Genomic DNA, 25,002 nt, shown 5'->3' on the forward strand with positions numbered 1-25,002 from the left:
AGTTACACATAAAAAAATCCTCTGCAAAAAAGATTTTTAGCAGAGGATCGTTGAATATTGCCTATACAGGCTAAAGGATTATTTAATTTTCTCCCTAATCTTCGTCAGATACTTCTTCATTCCTTCCGCATCTTTGTTTTCGATGATTTCAAGCAGATTTTTTAGCTCTGTCCGGATATTGGCTACTTGTGACGGGGTACGGGGATTGAATAAAATCTCCTGAAGCAGATAGTCATCCTCGCTCAAAAGTCCTTTGGCAATAGCCATGTGCTTTTTGAAGGTAGTACCCGGTGCTTCCTGATGTTTCATCACTGCTGCAAACACAAAAGTCGATACGAATGGAATAGACAATGAGTAAGCCACTGTCTCATCATGCTCGTCAAATGTATATTCAAAGATATTCAGGTGTAATGTCTGGTAAAGGTCTTTGAAGAATATCTTTCCTAAGTGGTCACCTTCGCTGATGATAATCGCATTTTCGCTACTCAGATTGCTGAGGCTGGCGAAAGTAGGACCAAACATCGGGTGAGAAGAGACATAACGGAAACCACTTTCTTCATAGAATTTCTTCAGTCCGTTTTTTACCGAGGCGATATCACTGATAATACAGTCCTTGGGTAACACAGGCAATACGGTGCGGAAAGCATCAAGAGTATACTTCACAGTAGCAGCATTGATGACTAATTCCGGTTCAAATTCTTTAATCTCCTCTAGTGTAGTGAAACGATAGGTGTTATAGACAAAACGCAACTGGTGCGGATTGACATCAAACACGGCCGTCTCGTGCTGGAAACTTAATATATCGGTAAAGAAGGAACCCATTTTTCCGGCTCCAAGGATTAATATTCTCATATCTTTATTTATCAGTTTATTGTGTAATAATTCTCCTATTACTTATTAATGATTTCCATCTGTTGGCGAACAGATTCTTCGTGGATGGCTTCGAATATCTTTTTCATGAATTCTCCATCCATACCGCAATGCTCACCTTGTGCACCACGCTTTTCCAGAATTTCGTTATAACGTCCTGCCTGAAGAACAGTGATTCCATGTTCTTTCTTGTAAGTACCGATTTCACGTGCTACACGCATTCTTTTCGATAGTTCCTGGATGATGTTATCGTCACATTCATCAATTTGCTTGCGCAATTGTGATAGGTTCTCTGTTGTTTGAGTTTCGGTACGGATCACTAATAAGTTGAGGATGTAATCCAGTACATCCGGAGTAACCTGTTGAGATGCATCACTCCATGCACAATCCGGGTTGCAATGACTTTCTACAATCAGTCCGTCGAAATTTAAATCCATTGCTTGCTGGCAAAGAGGAGCTACCAATTCTCGTTTACCTCCAATATGACTAGGATCGCAGAAAATAGGTAAGTTAGGAATACGACGACGTAGTTCGATTGGAATATGCCATTGAGGAAGATTGCGATAAATTTTCTTATCATAGCTGCTGAAACCGCGATGGATAGCTCCTAGACGTTTCAAACCAGCGTTGTGGATGCGCTCCAAAGCACCGATCCATAATTCAAGATCTGGATTTACCGGGTTCTTCACAAGTACAGGAATATCTACACCTTTCAAAGCATCCGCAATTTCTTGTACAGCGAAGGGATTGGCAGTGGTACGTGCACCTACCCAAAGAATATCAATACCCGCTTTCAGACATTCATAAACATGCTTTGCTGTAGCTACTTCGGTAGAAACATACATGCCTGTTTCTTTTTTCACTTCTTTCAACCAGGGAAGAGCTTCTACGCCGATACCTTCGAAGCCTCCCGGTTTGGTACGTGGCTTCCAGATTCCGGCACGAAATATTTTTTGTCCTTTAGCGGCCAGTTGTTTGGCTGTATCCATTACTTGTTCTTCAGTTTCTGCACTACATGGACCGGCGATGACAATCGGTCTTTTCGCTTCAATGCCCGGTAATAAAATTGATTCGAGTTCCATATTCTTTCTTATTTTTATTTTATTCTAATATTCAGTTTTTATCAGGAAATTTGTTCTATTCTTGTTGTTTCCCTCTTTGGACGATTAGGAAAGTTTCTTTATTCTCTCCAATGCTTCTGCCAGTTTGGCGTCTTTACAACAAAGAGAGATACGGATATATCTGGCTCCATTACTTCCGAAGATAAATCCAGGTGTAATAAACACTCTTGCTTTATGGAGTACTCTTTCCGTCAGCTCCTCCACATCCTTGCAGGAAGCTGGAATTTTTCCCCAAAGAAACATACCTACCTGTTTTTCATCGTACGTGCAGCCTAGTGTATTCATAATTTCACCTGCCAGATGACGACGATTCCGGTAATTTAAGTTGTTACCTTCATACCAACTCTTCTCTGCTTCTAAAGCAGTGGCTGCCGCCAGTTGCATGGCACGAAACATTCCGCTGTCGATATTGCTTTTCACTTTCAGAATCCATTGAATAAAGTCTGCATTTGAGGCTATCATTCCGATACGCCATCCCGGCATATTATGGCTTTTACTCATGGAGTTGAATTCGATGCAACACTCTTTAGCTCCCGGTACACTGAGAATACTAATTGGCTTTTCGTTCAGGATAAAGCTATATGGATTGTCATTGACAATCACGATATTCTTGCGACGTGCAAAGTCTACCAAACGTTCGTACAGTTCCGGCGTTGCATTGGCACCTGTTGGCATATTGGGATAGTTGGTCCACATTAATTTAACCCGGCTTAGGTCCATCTTTTCCAATGCTTCGAAATCCGGCATCCATCCATCCTCTTCTTTCAAATCGTAATTAATCACCTCTGCACCAAGTATTTTACTCAGAGAAGTATAAGTCGGATATCCCGGATTGGGGACCAGAACTTGTTCTCCCGGATTAACGAAAGCGAGCGTGACATGAAGAATACCTTCTTTTGAACCGATAAGCGGTTGTATTTCAGTATTCGGGTTTAGTTCTACTCCATACCAGCGTTGATACCAATTGGCGAAAGCCTTACGAAGTTCAGGAATACCTACATACGGTTGGTAACCATGTCCATTCGGGTCGTGTGCATTGTTACACAATGTTTCGATTGTCTTCTCCGAAGGCGGCATATCAGGACTTCCAATTCCCAGACTAATTACATCTTTGCCTTCAGCATTCATTTGAGCTACTTCTTTAAGTTTTTTGGAGAAGTAGTATTCACTGACACTACTCAGTCTATCGGCTGGAGATATCTTATATGTTTGATTTTCCTTCTGCATATTCGCCTAATAATTTAAGTTCTTTGGTTAATGGAGTGATTGCTGTAATGGATTGTTTATATCTCAGATAATCGTTGAAAGCTACATCTACATAAAATTGGTATTCCCATTCACGTCCGATGATCGGCAACGATTGTATCTTAGTCAGATTGATATTATAGAACGATAAAATTGATAACACTTGTGAAAGACTTCCTTCCATATGTGGTAGTGTGAATACCATACTTGCTTTATTGATAGCATTGGTATGATGTTGGCGGAGTTCATCAACTTGCCAAGGATCGGCCACTACTAAAAAACGGGTGAAGTTGTGTTTGTTGGTTTCGATACCTTCCTGTAAAACTTTCATTCCATAGCGCTCTGCTGCTGTTTTGGAACAGATTGCTGCATGTCCTTTCAAGTTCTCTTTTTTAATAATTTCTGCGCTGAGCGCTGTGTCCTCACCTTCTACTACTTTCAGTTGCGGATGCTGGTTCAGAAACTCGCGGCATTGCATTAATGCGATAGGGTGGGAGTTTACCTCATTCAAATCCTTCCAGTCTTCATCCGGGAGGCAGACAAAACTGTGAGAAATGCGCAGTTTGTATTCTCCAATAATCTGTGTACCACTTTGTCTCAATAACTCATTGTTGTGTAACAGACTACCTGCAATTGTATTTTCAATGGCAAGCATCCCGATGACTTGACTGTCTTTCCGGATCGATGTAAACACATCCTCGAAGTTGGCACAACAGATTAACTCTATTTCTTCTCCTTCGAAATACTTGTGTGCGGCGATGTCGTGATACGAGCCGATTGTTCCTTGAATTGCTATCTTTTTCATTGTTCTAAATTTCTGTAAATAAAAAAATCCCGCGTCCATGTCGGAGCGGGATTCATATGATTGATTTCTTCATTCAGTCCTTAAGCATCACTGTCACTTGATACATACAAACTCCCGCTCCACTTTGTTGCTAAAGTAAAAGTAAAAAAAGAAGTAATATGCATAAGTAAATGATTTCATTCGAATCTCAATTTTTTAGCTTTAATTTTTAATTCATGGGGCAAAAGTAATACTTTTCTGTTAGATGCAAATAAAAAACGATATTTTTTTTAGTTTTTCATCTAAAATAGATGAAAGTATCATGCTATGTTACAGAAATATTTCGCTCTTAATTACATTTTTCTTGCTGTTTTAGAAAATCCCAGGCAGTGTTTCCGGTTTGGTTCCCAAATTCTTAAACTCCCCGTTAAGACTTGAACCATCCTTTGGATTTAACTCCAGTGATTTTTTCATATCTTCCACAGAACCATCTTTATCTCCGTTAAGAAGTTTGGCACGTCCGCGCTCTTTATAGGCTTCTGCAAAATTAGGATTTAGTTCGATTGCTTCGTCGAACAGGCTAATCGCTTCCGACAGTTTTTTCTGGTTAATGAAAAGTTGTCCGAGATAGAGATAAGCTTGTTCGTTGAACGGATTTATTTCTGTCACCTGTTTATAGTCTGCTTCTGCTTCCTCTTGTTGCTGATTAGATTCTTCCACTTTCCCACGCAGAAGTATGGCGGTCTCTTCTTCCTGATTTTGTGCCAGTACGGCATCAATATCTTCCATTGCTTCCTTATATTGGTGCATCTTTACTAATGCTTGAGCACGCATTAGACGAGCTTCAATGAAATCATCTTTCAGTGAGATAGCTTTAGTCAGATGGGCGATCGTCATGAGATCATCATCTTGTCCTTTGCAGGCTTTTCCTAAAAGGAAGTGAGCAACAGCATTACCTTCTTCGATTGCGATTGCTTTATTGGCAGCCTCTTCCATTGCTTTGTAATCTTCCTGAACGTAACATACGTTAGCCAAGGTCAGGAAGGTGTTAGTCATATCCGGCTCTATTACAGCCATTTTTTCCAAGAGTATACGTGCTTTCTCTGTTTCTCCCATTTGGATATACAGCTGGCTAAGATACCCCATTGTTTCGAAATCCTCTTCGATGGCAAGGGCCTCAGTGAAACATTTTACAGCATAATCCGCACGTCCCATACGCTGTGCACGTAAGCCGTCATATTTGAATATTTCGAAATTCTTTTGGTTGTTTTTTTGTTTTTCACTTTCTGATGTTTCACTCTTCCTGGAGAAGAATGATTTAAAAAAGTTCGGCATGATTCTGTTATTTTTGAGTTTATGTGCAAATGTAATAACTTATTTTGAAATATAGATCATTCCATCTTCTATCTTCAATACTCCTTCTTCTAATAAATACTGAATGACTTCTCCTATATCTTCTTTTTCTGTTTCCACTTGGTTAGCGATATCCGCAGGAGTAAGTTTCTTTTTGTTGAGTATAAAGAGAATCTGTCTTTTTAGTTCTTCGAAAGAAGTTTCGGACAAATGACTATCTGCATGATGACTAAGACAAACATCACATTGCTTGCAGTTATGTTCATTCTTCTCGCCAAAGTATCGAAGTAACATCCGGCTTCGACAGATATTATCTGTTGTGACATATTCTTCCATTGCCTTAATACGTGCTTCATACCGTACTTTGCGGTCTTCATAGACGGAAGTAGGAATGTGGACATCATGTAGTTCCATTCGTTCGCGCGTATATATAATATAAGGTGTCTTCTTATGAGGGATGTAATCTACGATACGACGCTTTGTCAATGTCACTAAAATAGCATAGATTTGTTGGCGCGTTAGTCCTGTACGTACGGCAAGTGATTCTTCACTGATATAAGCATAGTCGGTGAATACCCCTGTGTAAGAACGGAGGATAGCTTGTATCAATGCTTCAGCTTCTTTGCCCATTTCATGCAACTTATAAAGTTCATCCCGCCGAATGGTAAAAAAGATACGCGAGGAGTTATCTTGTTCATCCGTATATTCCAGATAACCTGCTTGCGTCAGTATTTTTAAAGCACTGTCTACCGGGACAGGGAAGTACTTGAACTTTCGGCAAAACTCTTCCAGATTAAACTCACGAACACATTGAAAGCCATCACCCATTGCCATCTGGTAATAATATTGCAGATGTTCGTAAACATTTAGAATATATTCTTTTTCGGGAAAAGTATCGGCGATCCGCTTGTGAAGGGTCGTCTTATCGGATTTTGCATACAGGATAACGGCATAGGCTTTTTCCCCGTCTCTCCCTGCACGTCCGGCCTCTTGGAAATAAGCTTCCGGAGAGTCGGGAAGGTCGAGGTGGATGACGATGCGTACATCCGGTTTATCGATACCCATACCGAAAGCGTTGGTAGCTACCATGACGCGTACTTCACCGTTTTGCCAACGTTTCTGCCTGATATCTTTTACAGCATTATCCAGTCCGGCATGGTAGAAATCTGCTGTAATATTTTCGTTCATCAGCAGTTCGGTTATTTCTTTTGTACGTCGTCTGTTACGTACATAAATAATAGCACTACCCTCTATTCGACGTAAAATATGTAGTAACTCTCCTGTTTTATTATCTGTTTTGCGAACAATATAGGCCAGATTCTTTCGCTCGAAACTCATTCGGAAAACGTTTTCTTCCCGAAAATTTAACCTGGACTGGATATCTTTCACTACTTCTGGAGTTGCCGTAGCCGTTAAAGCCAGTACTGGGACACCAGGTAGTAAATCCCGTATCTCAGCTATTTTAAGATAAGCCGGACGGAAATCGTATCCCCATTGTGAAATACAGTGGCTTTCGTCCACTGTGATCATTGAGACTTTCATCGAACGTAGTTTGATACGGAATATTTCAGTATCCAGACGTTCCGGTGATATATATAAGAATTTGTAATTGCCAAAGATACAGTTCTCTAAAGCAGTAAGAATTTCCTGCCTGGACATCCCTGAATAGATAGCCAGTGCTTTGATTCCTCGTTTCCGAAGATTCTGTACTTGGTCTTTCATAAGGGCTATGAGGGGAGTGATAACAATACAAATTCCTTCCTGAGCGAGAGCAGGTACTTGAAATGTGATGGATTTTCCGCCTCCCGTAGGCATCAATCCTAACGTATCCTTCCTTTCGCCGATACTGGTGATGATCTCCTCCTGCAAATCGCGGAAGGAGTCATATCCCCAATATTGTTTTAATATCTCCTGATACTTATTCAATCGGCTTTATATCCTCAATTTGAAGTTGCACTTCACCACGCTTGTGTGTATTTTCTTCAATGGAATAACAGATATCAAATGAACGTTTCGTTTTGATATAACGAACGTGCGAGCTTTGACCGAAAGCTATACCATTCATTACGTTATTTGATTTGTTGTCTACCAATTCCAGTTTGATATGCTCCTGATCCCGTCCAACTACTTTGCTGGTTCCATAATCATATACATGATGAGTACAGAATACAGGTTTGGTATTATCCGGACCGAAAGGATTGAACCTCTTCAGATCATTAAAGAACTTAGGAGTAATGTCCTTAAAGTCAATTTCAGCATCAATATCTATCACCGCACTGGTTTGTTCGGGCAAAATGTTTTTTGAGACGAACTCTTCAAAGCGTTGTGTAAATGCTTCCACATTTTCCACCTTCATTGATAATCCGGCTGCGTAAGTATGTCCTCCGAAGTTTTCTAATAGGTCACGGCAATACTCGATAGCTTTATAAACATCAAAACCGGATACGGAACGTGCCGAACCTGTTGCCATGTTATCTGTACGTGTCAGTACAACTGCCGGACGATAATAGATTTCTGTCAGACGGGAGGCAACGATACCGATCACTCCTTTATGCCATTCTTCATTGAAAAGAACGATAGAACGCCGATCGGCCAAGCCGTCTAGATGAGCAACAATCTGATTAGCCTCTTCAGTCATACTCTTATCCAGATCTTTTCGGGTTTCATTGTACTGGTTGATCTGTCCCGCTTTCTCCAGAGCAGTGGAAAAATCCCTTTCTGTTAACAGGTCTACTGCTTCTTTACCATTTTGAATTCTTCCTGAGGCATTGATACGCGGGCCTATTTTGAATACGATATCGGTGACGGTGATTTCACGCTCGGAAAGTCCGCAAACATCGATTATCGCTTTCATCCCGACACTGGGATTACTGTTCAACTGTTTCAAACCATGAAAAGCCAAGATTCGGTTTTCACCCATAATCGGTACGATATCCGAAGCGATACTAACTGCCACTAAATCAAGTAATGGAATCAAATGGTGAAATTCAATATCGTTATTGATAGCGAATGCTTGCATGAATTTGAAACCGACGCCACAACCGGAAAGGTGTGTGTATGGATATGTATTGTCCAAACGTTTCGCATTCAGAATAGCTACCGCAGGAGGTAAAACATCATCAGGAACATGATGGTCGCAGATGATGAAATCAATGTCTTTTTCTTTGGCATATGAAATTTCCTCCACTGCTTTAATTCCGCAGTCGAGTACAATAATCAAACTTACACCGGTTTCTGCGGCATAGTCTATACCTTTCTTGGAAATGCCATACCCTTCGTTATAACGATCAGGTATATAATAGTCAATGTTCGAGTAGAACTGTTGTATGAACTTGTAGACCAGTGCCACAGCTGTAGTACCGTCTACATCATAATCCCCATAAATCAGAATACGCTCTTTCTTTCCCATCGCCCTGTTCAGACGTTCCACTGCAATGTCCATATCCTTCATTAGGAATGGATCATACAGATCGGGCAATTGCGGGCGGAAAAACTTTTTAGCTTCTGAAGCCTTTGTTATTCCCCGCTGCACCAATAAACGTCCAAGTATCGGGCTAATCCCTAATTCTTGGGCCAATGTCTGGCTTGTCTCTGCCTGTTCGGGTGTAATGGGTTGATAATTCCATTTGTGATTCATTTTATATATTGTTTTTTCTTTTTCTTTTCTCAGAGGTCGGAAAGGCACTTCTTTCCAACAAGGGGTAAAAGTACGAAAAAAAGCGGAAGCTTATAGTAAGATGTGACGAAAATATTTCGGGGAGATTTGAAAGTTAAGATTTATTTTAAAGAATAGAACTTTTTTTTCTTTTGACAAATACTTGCTGAATATATGGATAGAGCTTATCTTTGTAATATACTCTGTCTAGAGTGAAATACAAAATAATAATTTTCCCAATGAACATGAAACGTTATTTTACTTTCTTTATTTTGCTTGTTTTTTTAATTGGTGTGGTTGGTGCTCAGACGAAGGTAGATTCTGTCGCTATTGTCACTGCCCCCTGGCAGGTTGTGGAAACACAAAAAGGTATTGTTCATAAACATGTTGTCGTCCCTTCTCTTTATCAAGGTGTTCAATCCATCAATATAATTGAAATAGATCCGGCAACACAGAAGAAAGTAGGGGTAGCTATAAATGAAAAAATGGATAAAATCAGCTATAGTGCTCCAAATTATCAAGCAATTACAGCAATTAATGGCTCTTATTTCAATATGAAGGAGGGAAATTCGATTTGTTTCTTGAAAATGGACGAACAGTTGGTGGATACGACTACTTTGAATGAATTTAAAATTCGGGTAACGGGAGCAATTTACATTAAGAAGGGTAAATTGAAATTAATTCCTTGGAACAGAGGTGTTGAGAAAACGTATGAAGGGAAAAAAGGAACGATTCTAGCTTCCGGCCCTTTGATGTTGAAAGACGCGGCTTATTATGACTGGAGTATGTGTGATTCTGAGTTTATTCGGACAAAACATCCCCGCAGTGCTGTCTGCATTACCCAAAAGGGGAAAATCTTATTTGTAACGGTAGATGGACGTTCGGAAGGACTTGCAGATGGGATAAATATCCCTGAGTTAGCTCATTTGCTTAAAGTGTTAGGAGGTAAAGATGCAATTAATTTAGATGGTGGAGGATCTACCACTTTATGGCTGTCAGGAGTATCAGAAAATGGTATTGTTAATTATCCATGTGATAATAAAAGGTACGATCACCAGGGAGAACGCCGGATAGCTAATTTCCTTTATATATATGAATAATGTTTTGAATGCGATGTTATTGTTGAATTATGCTTTTCTTCTTAGGATAAAAAATACTTGTTTTATTGTCACTTGTCACTTTTTTAAGTTAAACATCTTATTATCAATGCTAAAATGGTGATAATAGCCGGTGATAATAGGGTGACAATAGAAAATTATCTGGGTTCTATTGTCACTTTTACTTTGTTATTCTATTATTCTCGGCGCTTTTGTGTTTTTACTTTCCCTTTCTTTGTGCTATTATTGGATTTTCTACCTCTTTTAAATATAGATAAAAAGAGACAAAGCAATCATCTTATCTTTTTATTTCGGTTAAATAGATTTGGCATGTAAAATTGTGTAATCCCCTTTATATTAGAGGAAATAGATCGTTTGTTTAGTTGTTTTAAACCTTTAGTTAATGGCTTTTTGAGATGATAAAATATCGTTTTACGTACATGCTCCCATGGCTCCACGTACGTGATCCATTGGGTTCACGTACATCATCCGAATGGTTTACGTACGTGAAACGAGTATGTGTACCTTGAAAAAAACAGTAGTCGAGCCTTGTCAGTATGTTAAGGTTAGTAGTATTTGTTCTATTATATGCCGTATTGTTTGAATAATCAGTCTATTTATTAATAAAAAGCAAGTAATGCAATAGCCGTAGATTGTGTTTTCGTGAGAAAATCCAATGTGAATGGAGTGGAAAACTCAATAATCTAGTGGGTAAAGGGATTCTTAACACTCTGGGAATTGATGACCAAATTGTATTCATAATCGTTGATAACCAGATATATAAATGATAATATAACTAAATTGTAGTGACAATAGGGAGGTTCTAAATTTCTATTGTCACTCTATTGTCACCTGTCTATTATCACTATTTCATCATTGATTATCTGGGACTTAATACAGAAAAGTGACAAGTGACAATAAAAAGTAACTTTATAATCTCTAAGAGAGCAAGCTAGATATAGACTCAATAATACTTTATTAGAAACTTATATTAAGAGAAAACTAAAACTGAATTGGCATATTTACATCGCCAATCCAATTTTGTCTATATGAGATTATTATGGGAGACTATCTATGTTTTACTACATATCATCGAGATCCTTTGTAATTTTGATAGAATTTGTTTCAAGTTGATAGATAAAATAAGTACTAAGAGCCGGTGAATATACTCCAAAACTGGTGAGCCCAACTTGATTTTGGTATAACTTGAATGTACAAATATCTGTTGCTGAGATAAATGGTTCTTGTTTTAGGTGAGAATGGAAATGCTTTCCACCGGGTTTTCCCTTGTCAATTGGAATAAGGCTGGAATGAAATTTCTTCCAGGATTGTATTTCTCCTTCTTTATTAGTGATGAACAGATAGTCGTTTCCAATGGGGACCTCTTCTGCTTTCTGAGTTCCGTTTATAGCATAAAGTTTATACCCTTTTTCAAAAGGGAGTAATATCCAGTTCAGACTATATCCTTCAAATGTGGTTACCTCGTATTTATTCTCGACTATATTTCTCAGAATTTTTGTTCTGGTATTGAGTAGGTTGTCTTCATAATCGGACAGGTCTCGATATAAATGACGTACTAAACAAGGCGTTGATGTTTCAATAAAAGATACTTCAAAACAACATTTTCCCTCTTTGTCGATTAGAATACATTTGATGGAATCTCCTTGTTCATAAGTTAAATATGTAGTAGCAGTTTCCATCATTTCCGGTTTATTCATATACATATCCGAAAATACCCATGTGGCTTTTTCATATCGATATAGAAGATTACCTTCTTGGATGATAGAGTCACATTTTTGTCCTAATTCAGCTTCGGTATAATTATTAGTTTGAGAATAAACTACCGAAAAACATGATATAACAAGAATAGCGGTGAGTATTGATATCTTTCTCATAGCTTTGTTTATTAAGGGATTGTTTAATAAACAAATATATGATATTTTTAGTACTTACATTACTTTCTAAAAAGAATATTTGCCATTGCAGCTCTTTTTATGATCATTTTCCTGTCTTTTTCCGTAAATCCCGTCCTTCATACCTGCAAATAGCCTCAATCCATTCCTGAGTAAGTGGCATAGATTCGTGCTTTTCCAGATCGTAAGTAACCATCACAGATTTACAGACACATTTTACCTCAAAAGTTTCTGTGTCGATCACCCGTTGAACCAAATGAAAACTTTTAGTTCCGATTTCCGAAACGGCTGTTTGTACTGCAATATGATCCGATCCGAAAATTTGCTTGACAAAGTTTGCCTCAATATGTACAACGACAATTCCCATTTTTTCCCAGTCGACTCCCGGGCATACATAAGCAAAATATTCAGTCTTTCCCAAATCGTAGAAAGAGAAATAAACGGTGTTATTGACGTGACCGAATTTGTCTACGTCATTAAAGCGTAATTGGATAGGCAATGAGTGGTGAAATACAATTTCTTCCATAGTTTTCACTTAATCTTTTTGAATTCGGAGCAAAAGTAGTACTTTTGCGTGTTATTCTCAACAGAAATTAATCAAGAAATGATAGAAGATATTAAAAAAGCCTGTCAGGTGATGAATGGAGGAGGAGTTATCCTTTATCCTACTGATACCGTATGGGGTATAGGTTGTGACGCTACTAACGAAGAGGCTGTACGCCGAATTTATGAGATAAAAAAACGGGCCGACAGTAAAGCAATGTTGGTTCTGGTGGACACCTCTGTGAAAGTAGATTTTTATGTACAGGATGTTCCCGAGGTGGCGTGGGATTTAATTGATGTTGTAGAAAAACCACTTACCATTATTTATTCAGGTGCGCGTAATTTGGCTCCCAATCTGCTGGCTGAGGACGGTAGTGTTGGTATCCGGGTGACAAATGAAGAGTTCTCCAAACGCCTTTGCCAACAGTTCCGTAAGGCGATTGTTTCTACATCGGCCAATGTTAGCGGGCAACCGGGTGCAGCTAATTTTAGTGAAATCAGCGATGAAATAAAATCTGCTGTAGATTATATTGTAGGTTATCGTCAGGATGATATGGGCCGGCCAAAACCTTCTAGTATTATTAAGTTGGATAAAGGTGGAGTGATTAAGATAATTCGTGAATAGATGAGGAAAGAAAAACAGAGTTTGTTACAGCGTTGTATTAAATGGCGGGAAAATAATATTAAGGAGAAACAATTCATCTTGATACTAAGTTTTCTTGTTGGTATCTTTACGGCGATGGCAGCCTTAATATTGAAATTCCTGATTCATGAAATACAGAATTTTCTTACAGAAAACTTTAACGCGACAGAAGCTAACTACCTTTATTTAGTATATCCGGTAATCGGAATCTTTTTAGCGGGTTTGTTTGTACGGAACATAGTAAAAGATGACATTAGTCATGGAGTCACTAAGATTCTGTATGCTATTTCCCGTAGACAAGGACGTATTAAAAGACATAATATATGGTCGTCTACCATTGCCAGTGCTATAACCATCGGATTCGGTGGATCGGTCGGGGCGGAGGCTCCTATTGTATTAACCGGTTCGGCAATCGGTTCCAATCTGGGAAGTGTGTTCAAGATGGAACATCGTACCCTGATGTTACTGGTTGGTTGCGGTGCGGCAGGTGCAATTGCCGGAATCTTTAAGGCTCCGATCGCCGGTTTGGTGTTTACGTTGGAAGTCTTGATGATTGACTTGACTATGTCCTCTTTGCTTCCTTTATTAATTTCGGCAGTAACGGCAGCAACAGTATCTTATATCATTACCGGAACTGAGGCTATGTTTAAATTCCATCTGGATCAGGCATTCGAGTTGGAGCGTATTCCTTATGTTATTTTATTAGGTATTTTCTGTGGCCTTGTTTCGCTGTATTTTACCCGTGCAATGAATTCCGTAGAAGGAGTTTTCGGAAAGCTCAAAAATCCATATAAGAAACTGGCTTTCGGCGGGGTGATGTTGAGTGTATTAATTTTCCTTTTTCCTCCTCTTTATGGCGAAGGTTACGATACGATTGAACTTTTACTGAATGGATCATCGGCAGTAGAGTGGGATACGGTCATGAACAATTCCATGTTCTATGGATATGGTAATTTGTTGTTGGTATATCTTTTACTGATTATCTTGTTTAAGGTGTTTGCTTCCAGTGCAACGAATGGTGGAGGTGGATGTGGTGGTATTTTTGCACCTTCACTTTATCTGGGATGTATTGCGGGATTTGTCTTTTCTCATTTCAGTAATGAGTTTGAATTCTCTGCTTTTCTGCCCGAAAAGAATTTTGCTTTAATGGGAATGGCAGGAGTGATGAGTGGTGTCATGCATGCTCCTCTGACCGGCGTATTCCTGATTGCGGAACTGACAGGAGGATATGACTTGTTTCTTCCATTGATGATTGTCTCGGTAAGTTCATACCTGACGATTATTGTATTTGAGCCACATAGTATTTACTCCATGCGTCTTGCCAAGAAAGGGCAATTACTCACTCATCATAAAGATAAAGCTGTATTAACATTGATGAAGATGGAGAATGTGGTAGAGAAAGATTTTGTGGTAGTCCACCCGGAAATGGATTTGGGTGAACTTGTAAAAGCAATTGCTGCTTCACATCGAAATGTTTTTCCGGTGACAGATAAAAAGACAGGTGAGTTGTTGGGATTAGTACTGTTGGATGACATTCGTAATATCATGTTTCGTCAAGAACTTTATCATCGCTTTACCGTTAGTAAATTGATGACATCTGCTCCTGCAAAGATCTTTGATACGGATGGAATGGAGCAAGTGATGCAGACTTTTGATGATACAAAAGCATGGAACTTACCTGTGGTAGATGAAGAAGGTCGTTATGAAGGTTTTGTCTCTAAGTCGAAGATATTTAATTCATATCGACAGGTGTTGGTACATTTTTCAGAAGACTAGAAGAAATGAAGAAAGAAGATTTAAGAATTGTATATATGGGCACACCCGATTTTGCGGTGGAGGCCTTGCGTCAGTTGGTAGAGGGTGGTTATAACGTAGTAGGTGTGATAACAATGCCTGATAAACCGGCAGGACGCGGACATAAAGTGCAGTATTCTCCGGTAAAACAATATGCGTTGGAACAGAATTTGCCTTTGTTGCAACCTGAAAAGCTAAAGGATGAAGCTTTTGTGGAAGCTCTTCGTGCTTGGAAGGCAGACTTACAGATTGTGGTTGCCTTTCGGATGTTGCCGGAAGTAGTATGGAACATGCCTCGATTGGGTACATTTAATCTTCATGCTTCCCTGCTTCCTCAATATCGTGGTGCGGCTCCTATCAATTGGGCGGTAATCAATGGGGATACGGAGACAGGGATTACTACTTTTTTCTTAAAACATGAAATAGATACCGGTGAAGTAATTCAGCAGGTACGAGTGCCAATTGCAGATACAGATAATGTAGAAGTGGTGCATGATAAACTGATGATGTTGGGAGGAAAGTTGGTTGTTGAAACAGTTGATGATATTTTAAATGGTACAGTGAAATCTATTCCTCAGGAAGAAATGGCGGTAGCAGGTGAACTTCGTCCGGCTCCGAAGATCTTTAAAGAGACTTGTCGCATTGATTGGAATCAGCCGGTGAAGAAGGTATACGATTTTATTCGCGGATTATCTCCTTATCCTGCCGCATGGACCGAATTGATAAACTCTGAAGGGGAAGCAGTAATAATGAAAGTATTTGAAAGTGAGAAAATACATGAAACACATGATCTTACTCCGGGTACTATTGTTACGGATGGGAAGAAATATATCAAAGTCGCCGTACCTGACGGATTTGTTTCCATACTATCTTTGCAGCTTCCCGGTAAGAAACGTCTTAAAACGGACGAATTTCTTCGTGGATTCCATCTTACGAATGAATTTCGAATGAACTAACCTTTTATGAACTAAAATAGATAAATGATGAAACCAATTATTGCTCCTTCCATTCTTTCGGCTGATTTTGGATATTTGGCGAGAGATATTGAAATGATAAACCGCAGTGAAGCGGAGTGGGTGCATATTGATATTATGGACGGAGTGTTTGTTCCTAATATTTCGTTCGGCTTTCCGGTATTGAAATATGTAGCTAAATTAACGAACAAGCCTTTGGATGTACATTTGATGATTGTTAATCCGGAGAAGTTTATACCGGAAGTTAAAGCACTGGGTGCTCATACGATGAATGTTCATTATGAAGCTTGCCCTCATTTACACAGGGTAATTCAGCAGATCAGGGAAGCAGGGATGCAGCCTGCTGTAACTATTAATCCGGCAACTCCGGTAGCTTTATTGCAAGATATTATACAGGATGTTTATATGGTTCTTATCATGAGTGTAAATCCTGGATTCGGCGGACAGAAGTTTATAGAACACTCTGTTGAAAAAGTCCGTGAGTTGAAGTCTTTGATTGAACGTACAGGGTCGAAAGCTTTGATTGAAGTGGACGGAGGAGTGAACTTAGAGACGGGAGCTCGGTTAGTGGAAGCAGGAGCGGATGCATTAGTAGCCGGTAATGCGGTGTTCGGAGCACCCGATCCGGAACAGATGATTCGGAAGTTACACGAAATCTAATTTATTTTTTGGATAATTACTATTTACATCAGTATCCATATATACGCCTGATTATCCCATGGATAACAGGCGTTTTTTGTGGAGATATGTTCTTTGACAATACATCTGTACTGTCTGGAAGTATCCTTCTTTTTTGTTTTTTTGTCGGTTTATCCTTTGCTTTTCATTTTTTACGACGTCATTCCCTGCGTTGGTGTTTTGGTTTCTCGGTTTCTGCTCTTTGTTTTATGGGAGGGTGGATAGGAATAACAGGGCAATTGCAACAGTCTGTTTATGACTTTAAAGATCAAGAAACAGTGTATCGGGTACGATTGACAGATGCACCGGAGTTAAAGGAGCGGTCCTACCTTTGTCGTGTATTTCTGGAAGAGTATCATGATTCTGTCAATATTTGTCCGGTGGAGCGAAAGGCTATTCTTTATCTGGAACAAGATTCGTCAGTAGTGCGGTTACAGGATGGAGATGAACTATTAGTTTCTTCGCAAATCTCTCCTCCTGTGAACGGGAAAAACTTTGGAGAATTTGACTATAGCCGCTATCTGATGTATAAAGGGATCGCCGGAACCGGATATGTTGCTTCCGGGAAATGGACAAAGTTGTCTTCTGTTTCAGTTTCTTCCCTTCGGTTGATGGCTAATTCTTATCGGGAGAAGTTGCTGGCTTTATATCGGAAACTAGGGTTTGAAGGAGATGAATTAGCGGTACTTTCAGCATTGACTGTGGGGGATAAAACTGAGCTAAGTGAATCAATTCGTGAAAGTTATTCTGTTTCTGGTGCAAGTCATGTTTTGGCATTATCCGGTTTGCATATAGGACTTTTATATGTCTTATTTTCTTATATTTTGAAATTGTTGGATGTGAAGGGAGGTAATGCGGGAAAATATTTGCGCACTCTTCTTCTCCTTCTATTATTATGGTCCTTTGCATTTTTCACAGGACTGTCGCCGTCAGTTATTCGTTCGGCCAGTATGTTTTCTGCGTTGGCAGTAGCAGAAGTATTCAGCCGTAAGGCTATCTCATTAAATACTTTAGCTGCAGTTGCGTGGTTTATGTTATTATGTAAACCGGTCTGGCTGTTTGATGTAGGTTTTCAACTTTCATTTCTTGCGGTAGCGTCTATTTTATTAATTCAGAAACCGATTTATCAGTTGCTTCCTGTCAAGGGTTGGTTGGGAAAATATATCTGGGGATTGATGGCAGTATCTATAGCGGCACAATTAGGTACGGCTCCCCTTGTTATGTTTTACTTTTCCCGTTTTTCCACTCATTTCTTATTGACTAACCTGGTAGTGATTCCTTTAGTAACCATTATATTATATATGGCTGTTTTGATGCTTTGCCTGACTCCTTTTTTCTGGCTTCAATCTGTCATGGCTGAAGGATGCAGGTTGCTTCTTAAGGCTCTTAATACTTTTGTCCATTGGGTAGAGCAATTACCATTCTCTTCCATAGATAATATTTGGCTTTATCAATGGGAAGTTGCAGGCTTTTATATATTCCTATTGTTGGTATTGTATTATATGATGAAGCGCCGGCTTCGATACTTATGGGTGTGTTTATCCTTTTTGTTGATGTTGGGAACGGGACATTCTATTATGAATTGGGTAAATCATCCTCAACGTAGTCTTGTCTTTTATAATGTTCGTGGGTGTCCGGTGGTGCATTGTATAGAAAATGATGGGCATTCATGGCTTAGTTACGGAGATCAGCAATCGGATAAGAGACGTTTACAGCGTGTCGCAGCGAACTATTGGAAACAGATTCAACTTTTACCTCCTGTTGAAGTTAAAACGGATTTTCAGTCTGCCGGCTTCTCTCGTCACCGGCAGATATTATCTTATCATGGCTGTCGTGTGGGTATGATCACAGACAACCGTTGGCAAAACAAATCTGCTGTTTCTCCGTTATCTATTCAATATCTTTATTTGTGTAAAGGTTATGAAGGACATATGAAAGAGCTAACCCGGATATTTTCTCCGTCATGTATCGTTTTGGATGCTTCTTTTTCAGAATCTCGAAAGCGGCTTCTAGAAAAGGAATGTCGGCAATTAGGTTTCCGATTTATCTCTTTATCTGAAGAAGGTTCTATCCGCTTTTTGCTCTAAGTACAAAGATTTATCGTACATTTGCAACTCAAAAAAGTAATTATAGTATGCTGACTAAAGTAATTGAACAGGCTAAGATTGATCATTTTACAAAGTGGTTTGAACGAGCTGACAAAATAGTAATCGTGTCTCATGTTTCTCCGGATGGCGATGCTATCGGTTCATCATTGGGACTTTATCACTTTCTGGATTCACAGGAAAAAAATGTAAATGTCATTGTTCCCAATGCGTTTCCTGATTTTCTGAGATGGATGCCGGGTAGTAAAGATGTTCTTTTGTATGACCGTTATAAAGATTTTGCCGATAAATTGATAGCCGAAGCAGATATTATTTGTTGTCTTGATTTCAATGCGTTAAAACGTATTGAGGATATGGCAGATGCAGTTGTTGCATCTCCGGCACGTAAAGTCTTGATTGATCATCATCTTTATCCGGAAGATTTTTGTAAGATTACGATGTCTTATCCTACCATTTCTTCTACTTCCGAATTAATATTTCGTTTGATTTGCCGAATGGGTTATTTCAGTGATATTTCCAAAGAAGGAGCCGAATGTATTTACACCGGTATGATGACTGATACAGGTGGGTTTACTTACAACTCCAACAATTGCGAGATCTATTTCATTATCAGTGAACTCCTTTCCAAAGGTATTGATAAAGATGACATCTATCGCAAGGTGTACAATACTTACTCTGAGAGTCGTTTGCGTTTGATGGGATATGTCTTGTCGAACATGGTGGTATATTCTGATTGTAACGCTGCACTCATTTCTCTTACGAAAGAGGAACAGGGGAGATTTGATTATATCAAAGGCGACAGCGAGGGCTTTGTCAATATTCCCTTATCTATTAAAAATGTATGTTTCTCTTGCTTTTTGCGTGAAGATACCGAGAAGCCGATGATAAAAATATCTCTTCGTTCCGTAGGAACTTTCCCTTGTAATCAAGTGGCTGCTGAATTCTTTAATGGAGGTGGGCATTTGAATGCATCCGGAGGTGAATTCTTTGGAACAATGGAGGAAGCAAAGGCTGTTTTTGAAAAGGCACTTGAAAAGTATAAGCCTTTGCTTATAGCTAAAAACTAAGAATTTTTTCCTAAAAGCCGCCCTGATTCTTAATGTAAAGTATAGGTCTTTTTCTAGTGATGAGATTTATATGGATTATAATAACATGGTTAAATGTGTAAGGAGAAGGTTAAAAGTTACAAACTTTTAACCTTCTCCTTATGTTTTATTCCTCGATTTGAGATACATTTGTGCCAAATATAGCTAAATAACAGATAATGAAGAAACTTGTATATTTATTTCTCTCTTTGATGGCTGCCGGTGGTCTATTTCAGGCATGTGATAACTCCAAAACATATGCAGAGCAATTGGAAGATGAAAAAAGAGAGGTGAGTAGGTTCATTAGAGATAATGGAATCCATATTATTTCGCAGGATGAATTTGAAAGGAATGATACAGTTACAAATTTGGATAGGAATGAATATGTAGCTCTTTCTGATGGGGTGTATATGCAAATAGTGGATAGAGGTTCCGAAGAAAATAAAACGGATACTTTTGCTACAAATGATGAAATTTGTGTTCGCTATATAGAAAGAAGTATAATGGGTGACTCCATTCAATCTTTGAACGTTTTTTATCCAGGATATGAGAATCCTCTTATTTATTCATCTCCTTTGGTGTTTCGTTATAATGTTCAAGGTTCTTATGCCTATGGTACAGTTGTAGAAATGGATTATTCGTGGATGCTCATGGTTCGTAGCCAATTGAGGGATTATACAGTACCTGCTGGTTGGTTGTTGGCATTACCTTTTGTTCGTAATAACGCTCATGTCCGTTTAATTGTGCCTTCTAAGATGGGACATGCTGCATTGCAAAGTTCGAATTATGTTATTCCTTATCACTACGATATTTGGTCATTCAGTAAAGCACTGAATTAGAACACTAACATAAATAATATTTTTAGTTAATACTTATGACTCTAATTAAATCTATCTCTGGAATCCGTGGTACTATTGGCGGAGGAGCAGGAGAGGGACTGAATCCACTTGACATTGTAAAATTCACTTCGGCATATGCTACTTTGATTCGCAAGACTTGTAAAGTGAAAAGTAACAAGATTGTTGTGGGACGCGATGCCCGTATTTCTGGTGAAATGGTGAAAAACGTAGTAGTTGGTACATTGATGGGGATGGGATGGGATGTTGTAGACATTGATCTGGCTTCTACTCCGACTACAGAATTGGCTGTTACGATGGAAGGGGCTTGTGGAGGTATCATTCTGACAGCTTCTCATAATCCTAAACAGTGGAATGCACTGAAGCTGCTTAATGAACATGGTGAATTTTTGAATGCAGCAGAAGGCAACGAAGTACTTCGTATTGCTGAAGCGGAAGAGTTCGACTATGCAGATGTAGATCATCTGGGTTCCTATCGGAAAGATCTTACCTATAATAAAAAACATATTGATAGTGTTTTGGCTCTTGATTTGGTAGACGTAGAGGCTATTAAAAAGGCAAATTTCCGTGTAGCTATTGATTGCGTGAATTCCGTAGGTGGTATCATTCTCCCTGAACTTCTTGAACGTTTAGGTGTGAAGCATATAGAGAAACTTTACTGTGAGCCAACTGGAAATTTTCAACATAACCCGGAACCGCTGGAAAAGAATCTGGGTGACATTATGAATTTAATGAAAGCTGGTAAAGCTGATGTTGCTTTTGTAGTAGATCCTGATGTAGACCGTTTAGCTATGATTTGTGAAAATGGTGCAATGTATGGTGAAGAGTATACATTAGTTACCGTAGCTGATTATATATTGAAACATACTCCGGGTAATACAGTTTCTAACTTGAGTTCTACCCGTGCTTTACGTGATGTAACTCGCAAATATGGTATGGAATATGCTGCGGCTGCCGTAGGAGAAGTTAATGTAGTGACAAAGATGAAAGAAACCAATGCGGTCATTGGTGGAGAAGGTAATGGCGGAGTTATTTATCCGGCAAGTCATTATGGACGTGATGCTCTGGTAGGTATTGCCCTGTTCCTCAGTCATCTTGCACATGAAGGTAAAAAGGTAAGTGAGCTTCGTGCAACTTATCCTCCTTATTTTATTGCTAAAAATCGTGTAGATCTTACACCTGAAATTGATGTAGATGCTATTCTTGCTAAAGTGAAAGAGATCTATAAAAATGAAGAGATCAATGATATTGATGGCGTGAAGATTGATTTTGTTGATAAATGGGTACATTTGCGTAAAAGTAATACTGAACCGATTATTCGCGTATATAGCGAGGCTTCTACTATGGAAGCTGCAGACGAGATCGGTCAACAGATAATGAATGTGATTAATGAGTTGGCGAAGTAAAAGCCAATTGTAATAGAATAAATAAAAAATAATGCTGCTATCTATCATTGATGGTAGCATTATTTTTTTGTTTCTGAGGGATGTCCTGTTTCTATAAATAGGACCAAAAAGGGAAATATGGTTTAAAACTGTCTTAGCTAATAGTTTTAAATTGCTATATTTGCCTTTGATATTTAAAAATAGTCCCTCTATTTGTGAGCTAATTTTAATAGTTTGTATGAAAACACGCTTAATACTGAACATATTTACACTTTTATTCTCTTTAGAATGCTTAGCCGGTAATAATGAGAAAGATTCCTATTTTTTCTCAAAAGTGGATTATCAGCAAGGGTTATCTAATAGTGCAGTACTTTGCCTTTTTCAGGATAAAGCGGGGTTGATGTGGTTTGGTACTTATGATGGTGTGAATTGTTATGATAGCAAAGGGATGGAAATCTTTCGGTCTGACTTTTCTGCTGATCAAACGTTAAGTAATAATATAATCCATTCTATTCAACAAGCAGACAGCAGTTGCTTGTGGATAACTACACATCTTGGAGTAAACCGTTTTTCGCAGAATGCGCGTCAGATAGTCGGTTCTTATGATTTTTCCGGAGATTATTATCTGTATTCCAATGCTAAAGGGAATACTTGGGTCGTGAGTCATGATGGAATCTATTATTACAATACTCATCATGGAAAGTTTGTTCATCTTAAAGAACTACCTACCGAAATGGAAGTGGTGCAACGTCGCTCGTTTGTTGCTGATGATGGGGTGCTATGGTTTTTTCCATCCAATACGGGCAGTCTACAACAATTTTCACTAGATAGTTTTGAACAAGATACGTTCACTAATAAAGTGACTACTACACTGACCGATTTCCATGCAAAACCTATTGATGATGTGTTTTATCAGAATGGTATTTTTGTTTTTATTGATAGGGATCGGGATTTATTTGTATATGATATTTCGCGTAAATCTAAAATTTATATTCGGAATATTTCTTCATTGATGGAGAAATATGGAGATATCATGGGGATTGTCCCTTTTTATGAGGATATCATTATTGGTTTCAGAACGAATGGATTGGTACGATTAAGTGCCTCTGAAAAGTATGAAGCGGAAATTGTAGATCGTAATATACGTATATACGATATTTATCGAGATGTTCGTCAGGGGATTCTTTGGATTGCGTCGGACGGACAAGGGGCTATTATGTATTCAAAGAAATATTCTATCGCAACAAACTTAATGCTCAGTCATTTATCTCCTAATTTGAGTAGGCAGGTACGTTCTGTAATGACGGATAAATATGGAGGATTGTGGTTTGGAACAAAAGGAGACGGCTTGTTGCATATCCCCCATTATAGCGATGGGATGGATCCTGCAAAAACTGTAGTCTATGCTCCAACGGGAAAACAAAATATTTCGTCCTATATTAAATGGGATAAAGAGTTTCATGTTTATAAGTTGAAACGGAGCCGATACATGGATGGTTTTTGGATTGGATCGGGGAATCCGGGACTATTTTATTATTCATTTCAAGACGGTGTACTACATCAGGTAGAAGATGATTCGGAAGATCCGGCTATTGAAATACATGATATTTATGAAGAGAATGATAGTGTACTTTATGTGGTAACAGCCGGAGTTGGTTTTCGTAAGATTATACTTGATAAAAGTGGAGGAACTATAAAAGTTAAGAATCAGAAGCGTTATCATTTCTTCTGTGAACAGCGGGAAGTAGCTATGTTTTATCCGATGTTAGCTGAGGGAGACTCTATTTTATGGTTAGGAAGTCGCGAAAAAGGATTGGTGAAGTTTGATAAAAAGACAGAAGAATACCAGCTGATTTCTTTAAAAGAGATACTTCATAAGTCGGTAGATGATATATTGAGTTTGCATCGTGCTAAAGATGGGTGCATGTATGTTGGGACCACTTCCGGATTGGTTTGTATATCCTTTCAGGGAAAGAAAATCAATGCCAGCTACATCGGACGAGAGCAAGGATTGTTGAATGATATGATTCATGGGGTACTGGAGGATGAAAATGGATTTCTGTGGTTAGGTACAAATCGGGGATTAATTAAATATAATCCGAAAAACGGTTCATCTCATGCTTATTATTATAGCGCAGGTGTACAGATTGGGGAGTTCAGTGATGATGCTTATTATTGCTGTCCTTATACTGGACATCTTTTTTTCGGAGGAATTGACGGATTGTTGTTTTTAGACAAGGTGGTTGCAGTGGCCCCTGAATATCACCCGGATATTTTATTGCGTAAATTGAGTATCGGACGTTCGCAAGTAAATTTGAAAGATTATTATGTAGATGGTGATAAAGCTCTGCAGTTTAAGGGGGCAGGAGTCTCTTTTACTCTTTCTTTTGTAGTACCGGATTTCCTTTCGGGAAATGATATTGAATATTCGTATATGTTAGAGGGATATGATAAGGATTGGACTTCATTCAGTAGCATGAATGAAGCCTCTTATACAGGTTTGCCGGGAGGGGACTATTTATTTAAGGTCCGATATAAAAATGATGTATTTGATACGGAGTATCGGTGTTTCTCTCTATTCCTGTCCATGTTCTTTCTCCTTGGTATCGTTCGCTGACAGTCTATATCATTTATGGCTTATTGTTGATCATGCTATTTGGATATCTGGTTTATTTACTTCGTAAGAATTTGCTTCAGGAACGTATGATGAAGCGTTTGCGCGGGATAGAAAGTCGTCAGGAAAGTGCAGGTATTGATTCTTGTAATCGGGATGTGCTTGATCGTTTTACTTTTATATATAATTTCTGTGATCAGTTACGTGCAGAAAACATATCTTATGAACAACGTATTGAGACGGTAGAATTAATCCGTGAAACTGTAATGGCAGCTTTGCTTAGTCC

Annotated in this window: 18 protein-coding genes and 1 pseudogene; 10 read left to right on the forward strand and 9 right to left on the reverse strand. The window is 38.8% G+C overall.

Annotated features, from left to right (window positions below; translation table 11 throughout):
* Positions 1-78: 78 nt before the first annotated feature.
* The 7 genes from EJF25_RS22355 to recJ form a co-directional block, all read right to left on the reverse strand.
* Positions 79-852 carry a prephenate dehydrogenase gene (locus EJF25_RS22355; RefSeq protein WP_125042831.1) on the reverse strand — a complete coding sequence of 258 codons (774 nt, stop codon included), beginning with the start codon at positions 850-852 and terminating at the stop codon, positions 79-81.
* 38 nt (positions 853-890) lie between these two features.
* Complete coding sequence (locus EJF25_RS22360; RefSeq protein ID WP_125042833.1) at positions 891-1,952, reverse strand: bifunctional 3-deoxy-7-phosphoheptulonate synthase/chorismate mutase type II; 1,062 nt, start codon at positions 1,950-1,952, stop codon at positions 891-893.
* Between the two features lie 84 nt (positions 1,953-2,036).
* Positions 2,037-3,218 (reverse strand): pyridoxal phosphate-dependent aminotransferase, encoded by a 1,182-nt coding sequence (locus tag EJF25_RS22365; RefSeq protein WP_125042835.1) that lies wholly within the window; start codon positions 3,216-3,218, stop codon positions 2,037-2,039.
* Positions 3,193-4,041, reverse strand: a complete 849-nt coding sequence (locus EJF25_RS22370) for a prephenate dehydratase (RefSeq protein WP_125042837.1) — start codon at positions 4,039-4,041, stop codon at positions 3,193-3,195. Before EJF25_RS22370 ends, EJF25_RS22365 begins: the two co-directional genes overlap by 26 nt.
* A gap of 351 nt (positions 4,042-4,392) precedes the next feature.
* Positions 4,393-5,355, reverse strand: coding sequence for a tetratricopeptide repeat protein (locus tag EJF25_RS22375; RefSeq protein ID WP_125042839.1), 963 nt, complete (start codon positions 5,353-5,355; stop codon positions 4,393-4,395).
* Between the two features lie 39 nt (positions 5,356-5,394).
* Positions 5,395-7,299, reverse strand: a complete 1,905-nt coding sequence (locus tag EJF25_RS22380; RefSeq protein WP_125042842.1) for a RecQ family ATP-dependent DNA helicase — start codon at positions 7,297-7,299, stop codon at positions 5,395-5,397.
* A complete protein-coding gene (recJ, locus tag EJF25_RS22385; RefSeq protein ID WP_125042844.1) occupies positions 7,292-9,010 on the reverse strand; it encodes a single-stranded-DNA-specific exonuclease RecJ in 1,719 nt (572 codons plus the stop codon). The genes EJF25_RS22380 and recJ overlap by 8 nt, the downstream gene beginning before the upstream one ends.
* Before the next feature lie 263 nt (positions 9,011-9,273).
* On the opposite strand from recJ, the gene EJF25_RS22390 reads away from it, so the two are divergent.
* Positions 9,274-10,128, forward strand: a complete 855-nt coding sequence (locus EJF25_RS22390; protein ID WP_125042846.1) for a phosphodiester glycosidase family protein — start codon at positions 9,274-9,276, stop codon at positions 10,126-10,128.
* A gap of 1,079 nt (positions 10,129-11,207) precedes the next feature.
* Here the strand turns inward: EJF25_RS22390 and EJF25_RS22395 are convergent.
* Together EJF25_RS22395 and EJF25_RS22400 are read right to left on the reverse strand one after the other, a co-directional pair.
* Positions 11,208-12,020, reverse strand: coding sequence for a hypothetical protein (locus EJF25_RS22395; RefSeq protein WP_125042848.1), 813 nt, complete (start codon positions 12,018-12,020; stop codon positions 11,208-11,210).
* Positions 12,021-12,123: 103 nt separating this feature from the next.
* The gene (locus EJF25_RS22400) at positions 12,124-12,564 is read right to left on the reverse strand and encodes an acyl-CoA thioesterase (RefSeq protein ID WP_025075703.1); all 441 of its coding nucleotides are present in this window, start codon (positions 12,562-12,564) and stop codon (positions 12,124-12,126) included.
* A gap of 78 nt (positions 12,565-12,642) precedes the next feature.
* Between EJF25_RS22400 and EJF25_RS22405 the strand changes: the two genes are divergently transcribed.
* The 9 genes and pseudogenes from EJF25_RS22405 to EJF25_RS22445 all read left to right on the forward strand — a co-directional run.
* A complete protein-coding gene (locus EJF25_RS22405) occupies positions 12,643-13,206 on the forward strand; it encodes an L-threonylcarbamoyladenylate synthase (protein ID WP_125042850.1) in 564 nt (187 codons plus the stop codon).
* Positions 13,207-15,000: a chloride channel protein gene (locus EJF25_RS22410; protein ID WP_025075701.1), complete on the forward strand. Its 1,794-nt coding sequence runs from the start codon at positions 13,207-13,209 to the stop codon at positions 14,998-15,000. It begins immediately after the preceding gene.
* A gap of 5 nt (positions 15,001-15,005) precedes the next feature.
* Positions 15,006-15,974: a methionyl-tRNA formyltransferase gene (gene fmt, locus EJF25_RS22415; protein WP_125042852.1), complete on the forward strand. Its 969-nt coding sequence runs from the start codon at positions 15,006-15,008 to the stop codon at positions 15,972-15,974.
* A gap of 27 nt (positions 15,975-16,001) precedes the next feature.
* A complete protein-coding gene (gene rpe, locus EJF25_RS22420; RefSeq protein WP_025075699.1) occupies positions 16,002-16,652 on the forward strand; it encodes a ribulose-phosphate 3-epimerase in 651 nt (216 codons plus the stop codon).
* An 8-nt stretch (positions 16,653-16,660) separates the two neighbouring features.
* Positions 16,661-18,757: a ComEC/Rec2 family competence protein gene (locus tag EJF25_RS22425; protein ID WP_125042854.1), complete on the forward strand. Its 2,097-nt coding sequence runs from the start codon at positions 16,661-16,663 to the stop codon at positions 18,755-18,757.
* A gap of 47 nt (positions 18,758-18,804) precedes the next feature.
* Positions 18,805-19,842 carry a DHH family phosphoesterase gene (locus tag EJF25_RS22430; protein WP_125042856.1) on the forward strand — a complete coding sequence of 346 codons (1,038 nt, stop codon included), beginning with the start codon at positions 18,805-18,807 and terminating at the stop codon, positions 19,840-19,842.
* Positions 19,843-20,039: 197 nt separating this feature from the next.
* Positions 20,040-20,699, forward strand: coding sequence for a BamK family beta-barrel-assembly machinery protein (bamK, locus tag EJF25_RS22435; protein ID WP_125042858.1), 660 nt, complete (start codon positions 20,040-20,042; stop codon positions 20,697-20,699).
* A 35-nt stretch (positions 20,700-20,734) separates the two neighbouring features.
* Positions 20,735-22,123, forward strand: a complete 1,389-nt coding sequence (glmM, locus tag EJF25_RS22440; RefSeq protein WP_025075695.1) for a phosphoglucosamine mutase — start codon at positions 20,735-20,737, stop codon at positions 22,121-22,123.
* 217 nt (positions 22,124-22,340) lie between these two features.
* Positions 22,341-25,002, forward strand: a pseudogene (locus EJF25_RS22445) (ligand-binding sensor domain-containing protein); the annotation flags it as partial.

The organism is Bacteroides faecalis (assembly GCF_003865075.1).
In the GTDB taxonomy this organism is placed as follows: Bacteria; Bacteroidota; Bacteroidia; order Bacteroidales; family Bacteroidaceae; genus Bacteroides; species Bacteroides faecalis.

Coding starts and splice junctions, on each gene's coding strand:
- EJF25_RS22355 (WP_125042831.1), bottom strand. CDS start 852: ATGAGAATATTAATCCTTGGAGCCGGAAAAATGGGTTCCTTCTTTACC.
- EJF25_RS22360 (WP_125042833.1), bottom strand. CDS start 1,952: ATGGAACTCGAATCAATTTTATTACCGGGCATTGAAGCGAAAAGACCG.
- EJF25_RS22365 (WP_125042835.1), bottom strand. CDS start 3,218: ATGCAGAAGGAAAATCAAACATATAAGATATCTCCAGCCGATAGACTG.
- EJF25_RS22370 (WP_125042837.1), bottom strand. CDS start 4,041: ATGAAAAAGATAGCAATTCAAGGAACAATCGGCTCGTATCACGACATC.
- EJF25_RS22375 (WP_125042839.1), bottom strand. CDS start 5,355: ATGCCGAACTTTTTTAAATCATTCTTCTCCAGGAAGAGTGAAACATCA.
- recJ (WP_125042844.1), bottom strand. CDS start 9,010: ATGAATCACAAATGGAATTATCAACCCATTACACCCGAACAGGCAGAG.
- EJF25_RS22390 (WP_125042846.1), top strand. CDS start 9,274: ATGAAACGTTATTTTACTTTCTTTATTTTGCTTGTTTTTTTAATTGGT.
- EJF25_RS22395 (WP_125042848.1), bottom strand. CDS start 12,020: ATGAGAAAGATATCAATACTCACCGCTATTCTTGTTATATCATGTTTT.
- EJF25_RS22400 (WP_025075703.1), bottom strand. CDS start 12,564: ATGGAAGAAATTGTATTTCACCACTCATTGCCTATCCAATTACGCTTT.
- EJF25_RS22405 (WP_125042850.1), top strand. CDS start 12,643: ATGATAGAAGATATTAAAAAAGCCTGTCAGGTGATGAATGGAGGAGGA.
- EJF25_RS22410 (WP_025075701.1), top strand. CDS start 13,207: ATGAGGAAAGAAAAACAGAGTTTGTTACAGCGTTGTATTAAATGGCGG.
- fmt (WP_125042852.1), top strand. CDS start 15,006: ATGAAGAAAGAAGATTTAAGAATTGTATATATGGGCACACCCGATTTT.
- rpe (WP_025075699.1), top strand. CDS start 16,002: ATGAAACCAATTATTGCTCCTTCCATTCTTTCGGCTGATTTTGGATAT.
- EJF25_RS22430 (WP_125042856.1), top strand. CDS start 18,805: ATGCTGACTAAAGTAATTGAACAGGCTAAGATTGATCATTTTACAAAG.
- bamK (WP_125042858.1), top strand. CDS start 20,040: ATGAAGAAACTTGTATATTTATTTCTCTCTTTGATGGCTGCCGGTGGT.
- glmM (WP_025075695.1), top strand. CDS start 20,735: ATGACTCTAATTAAATCTATCTCTGGAATCCGTGGTACTATTGGCGGA.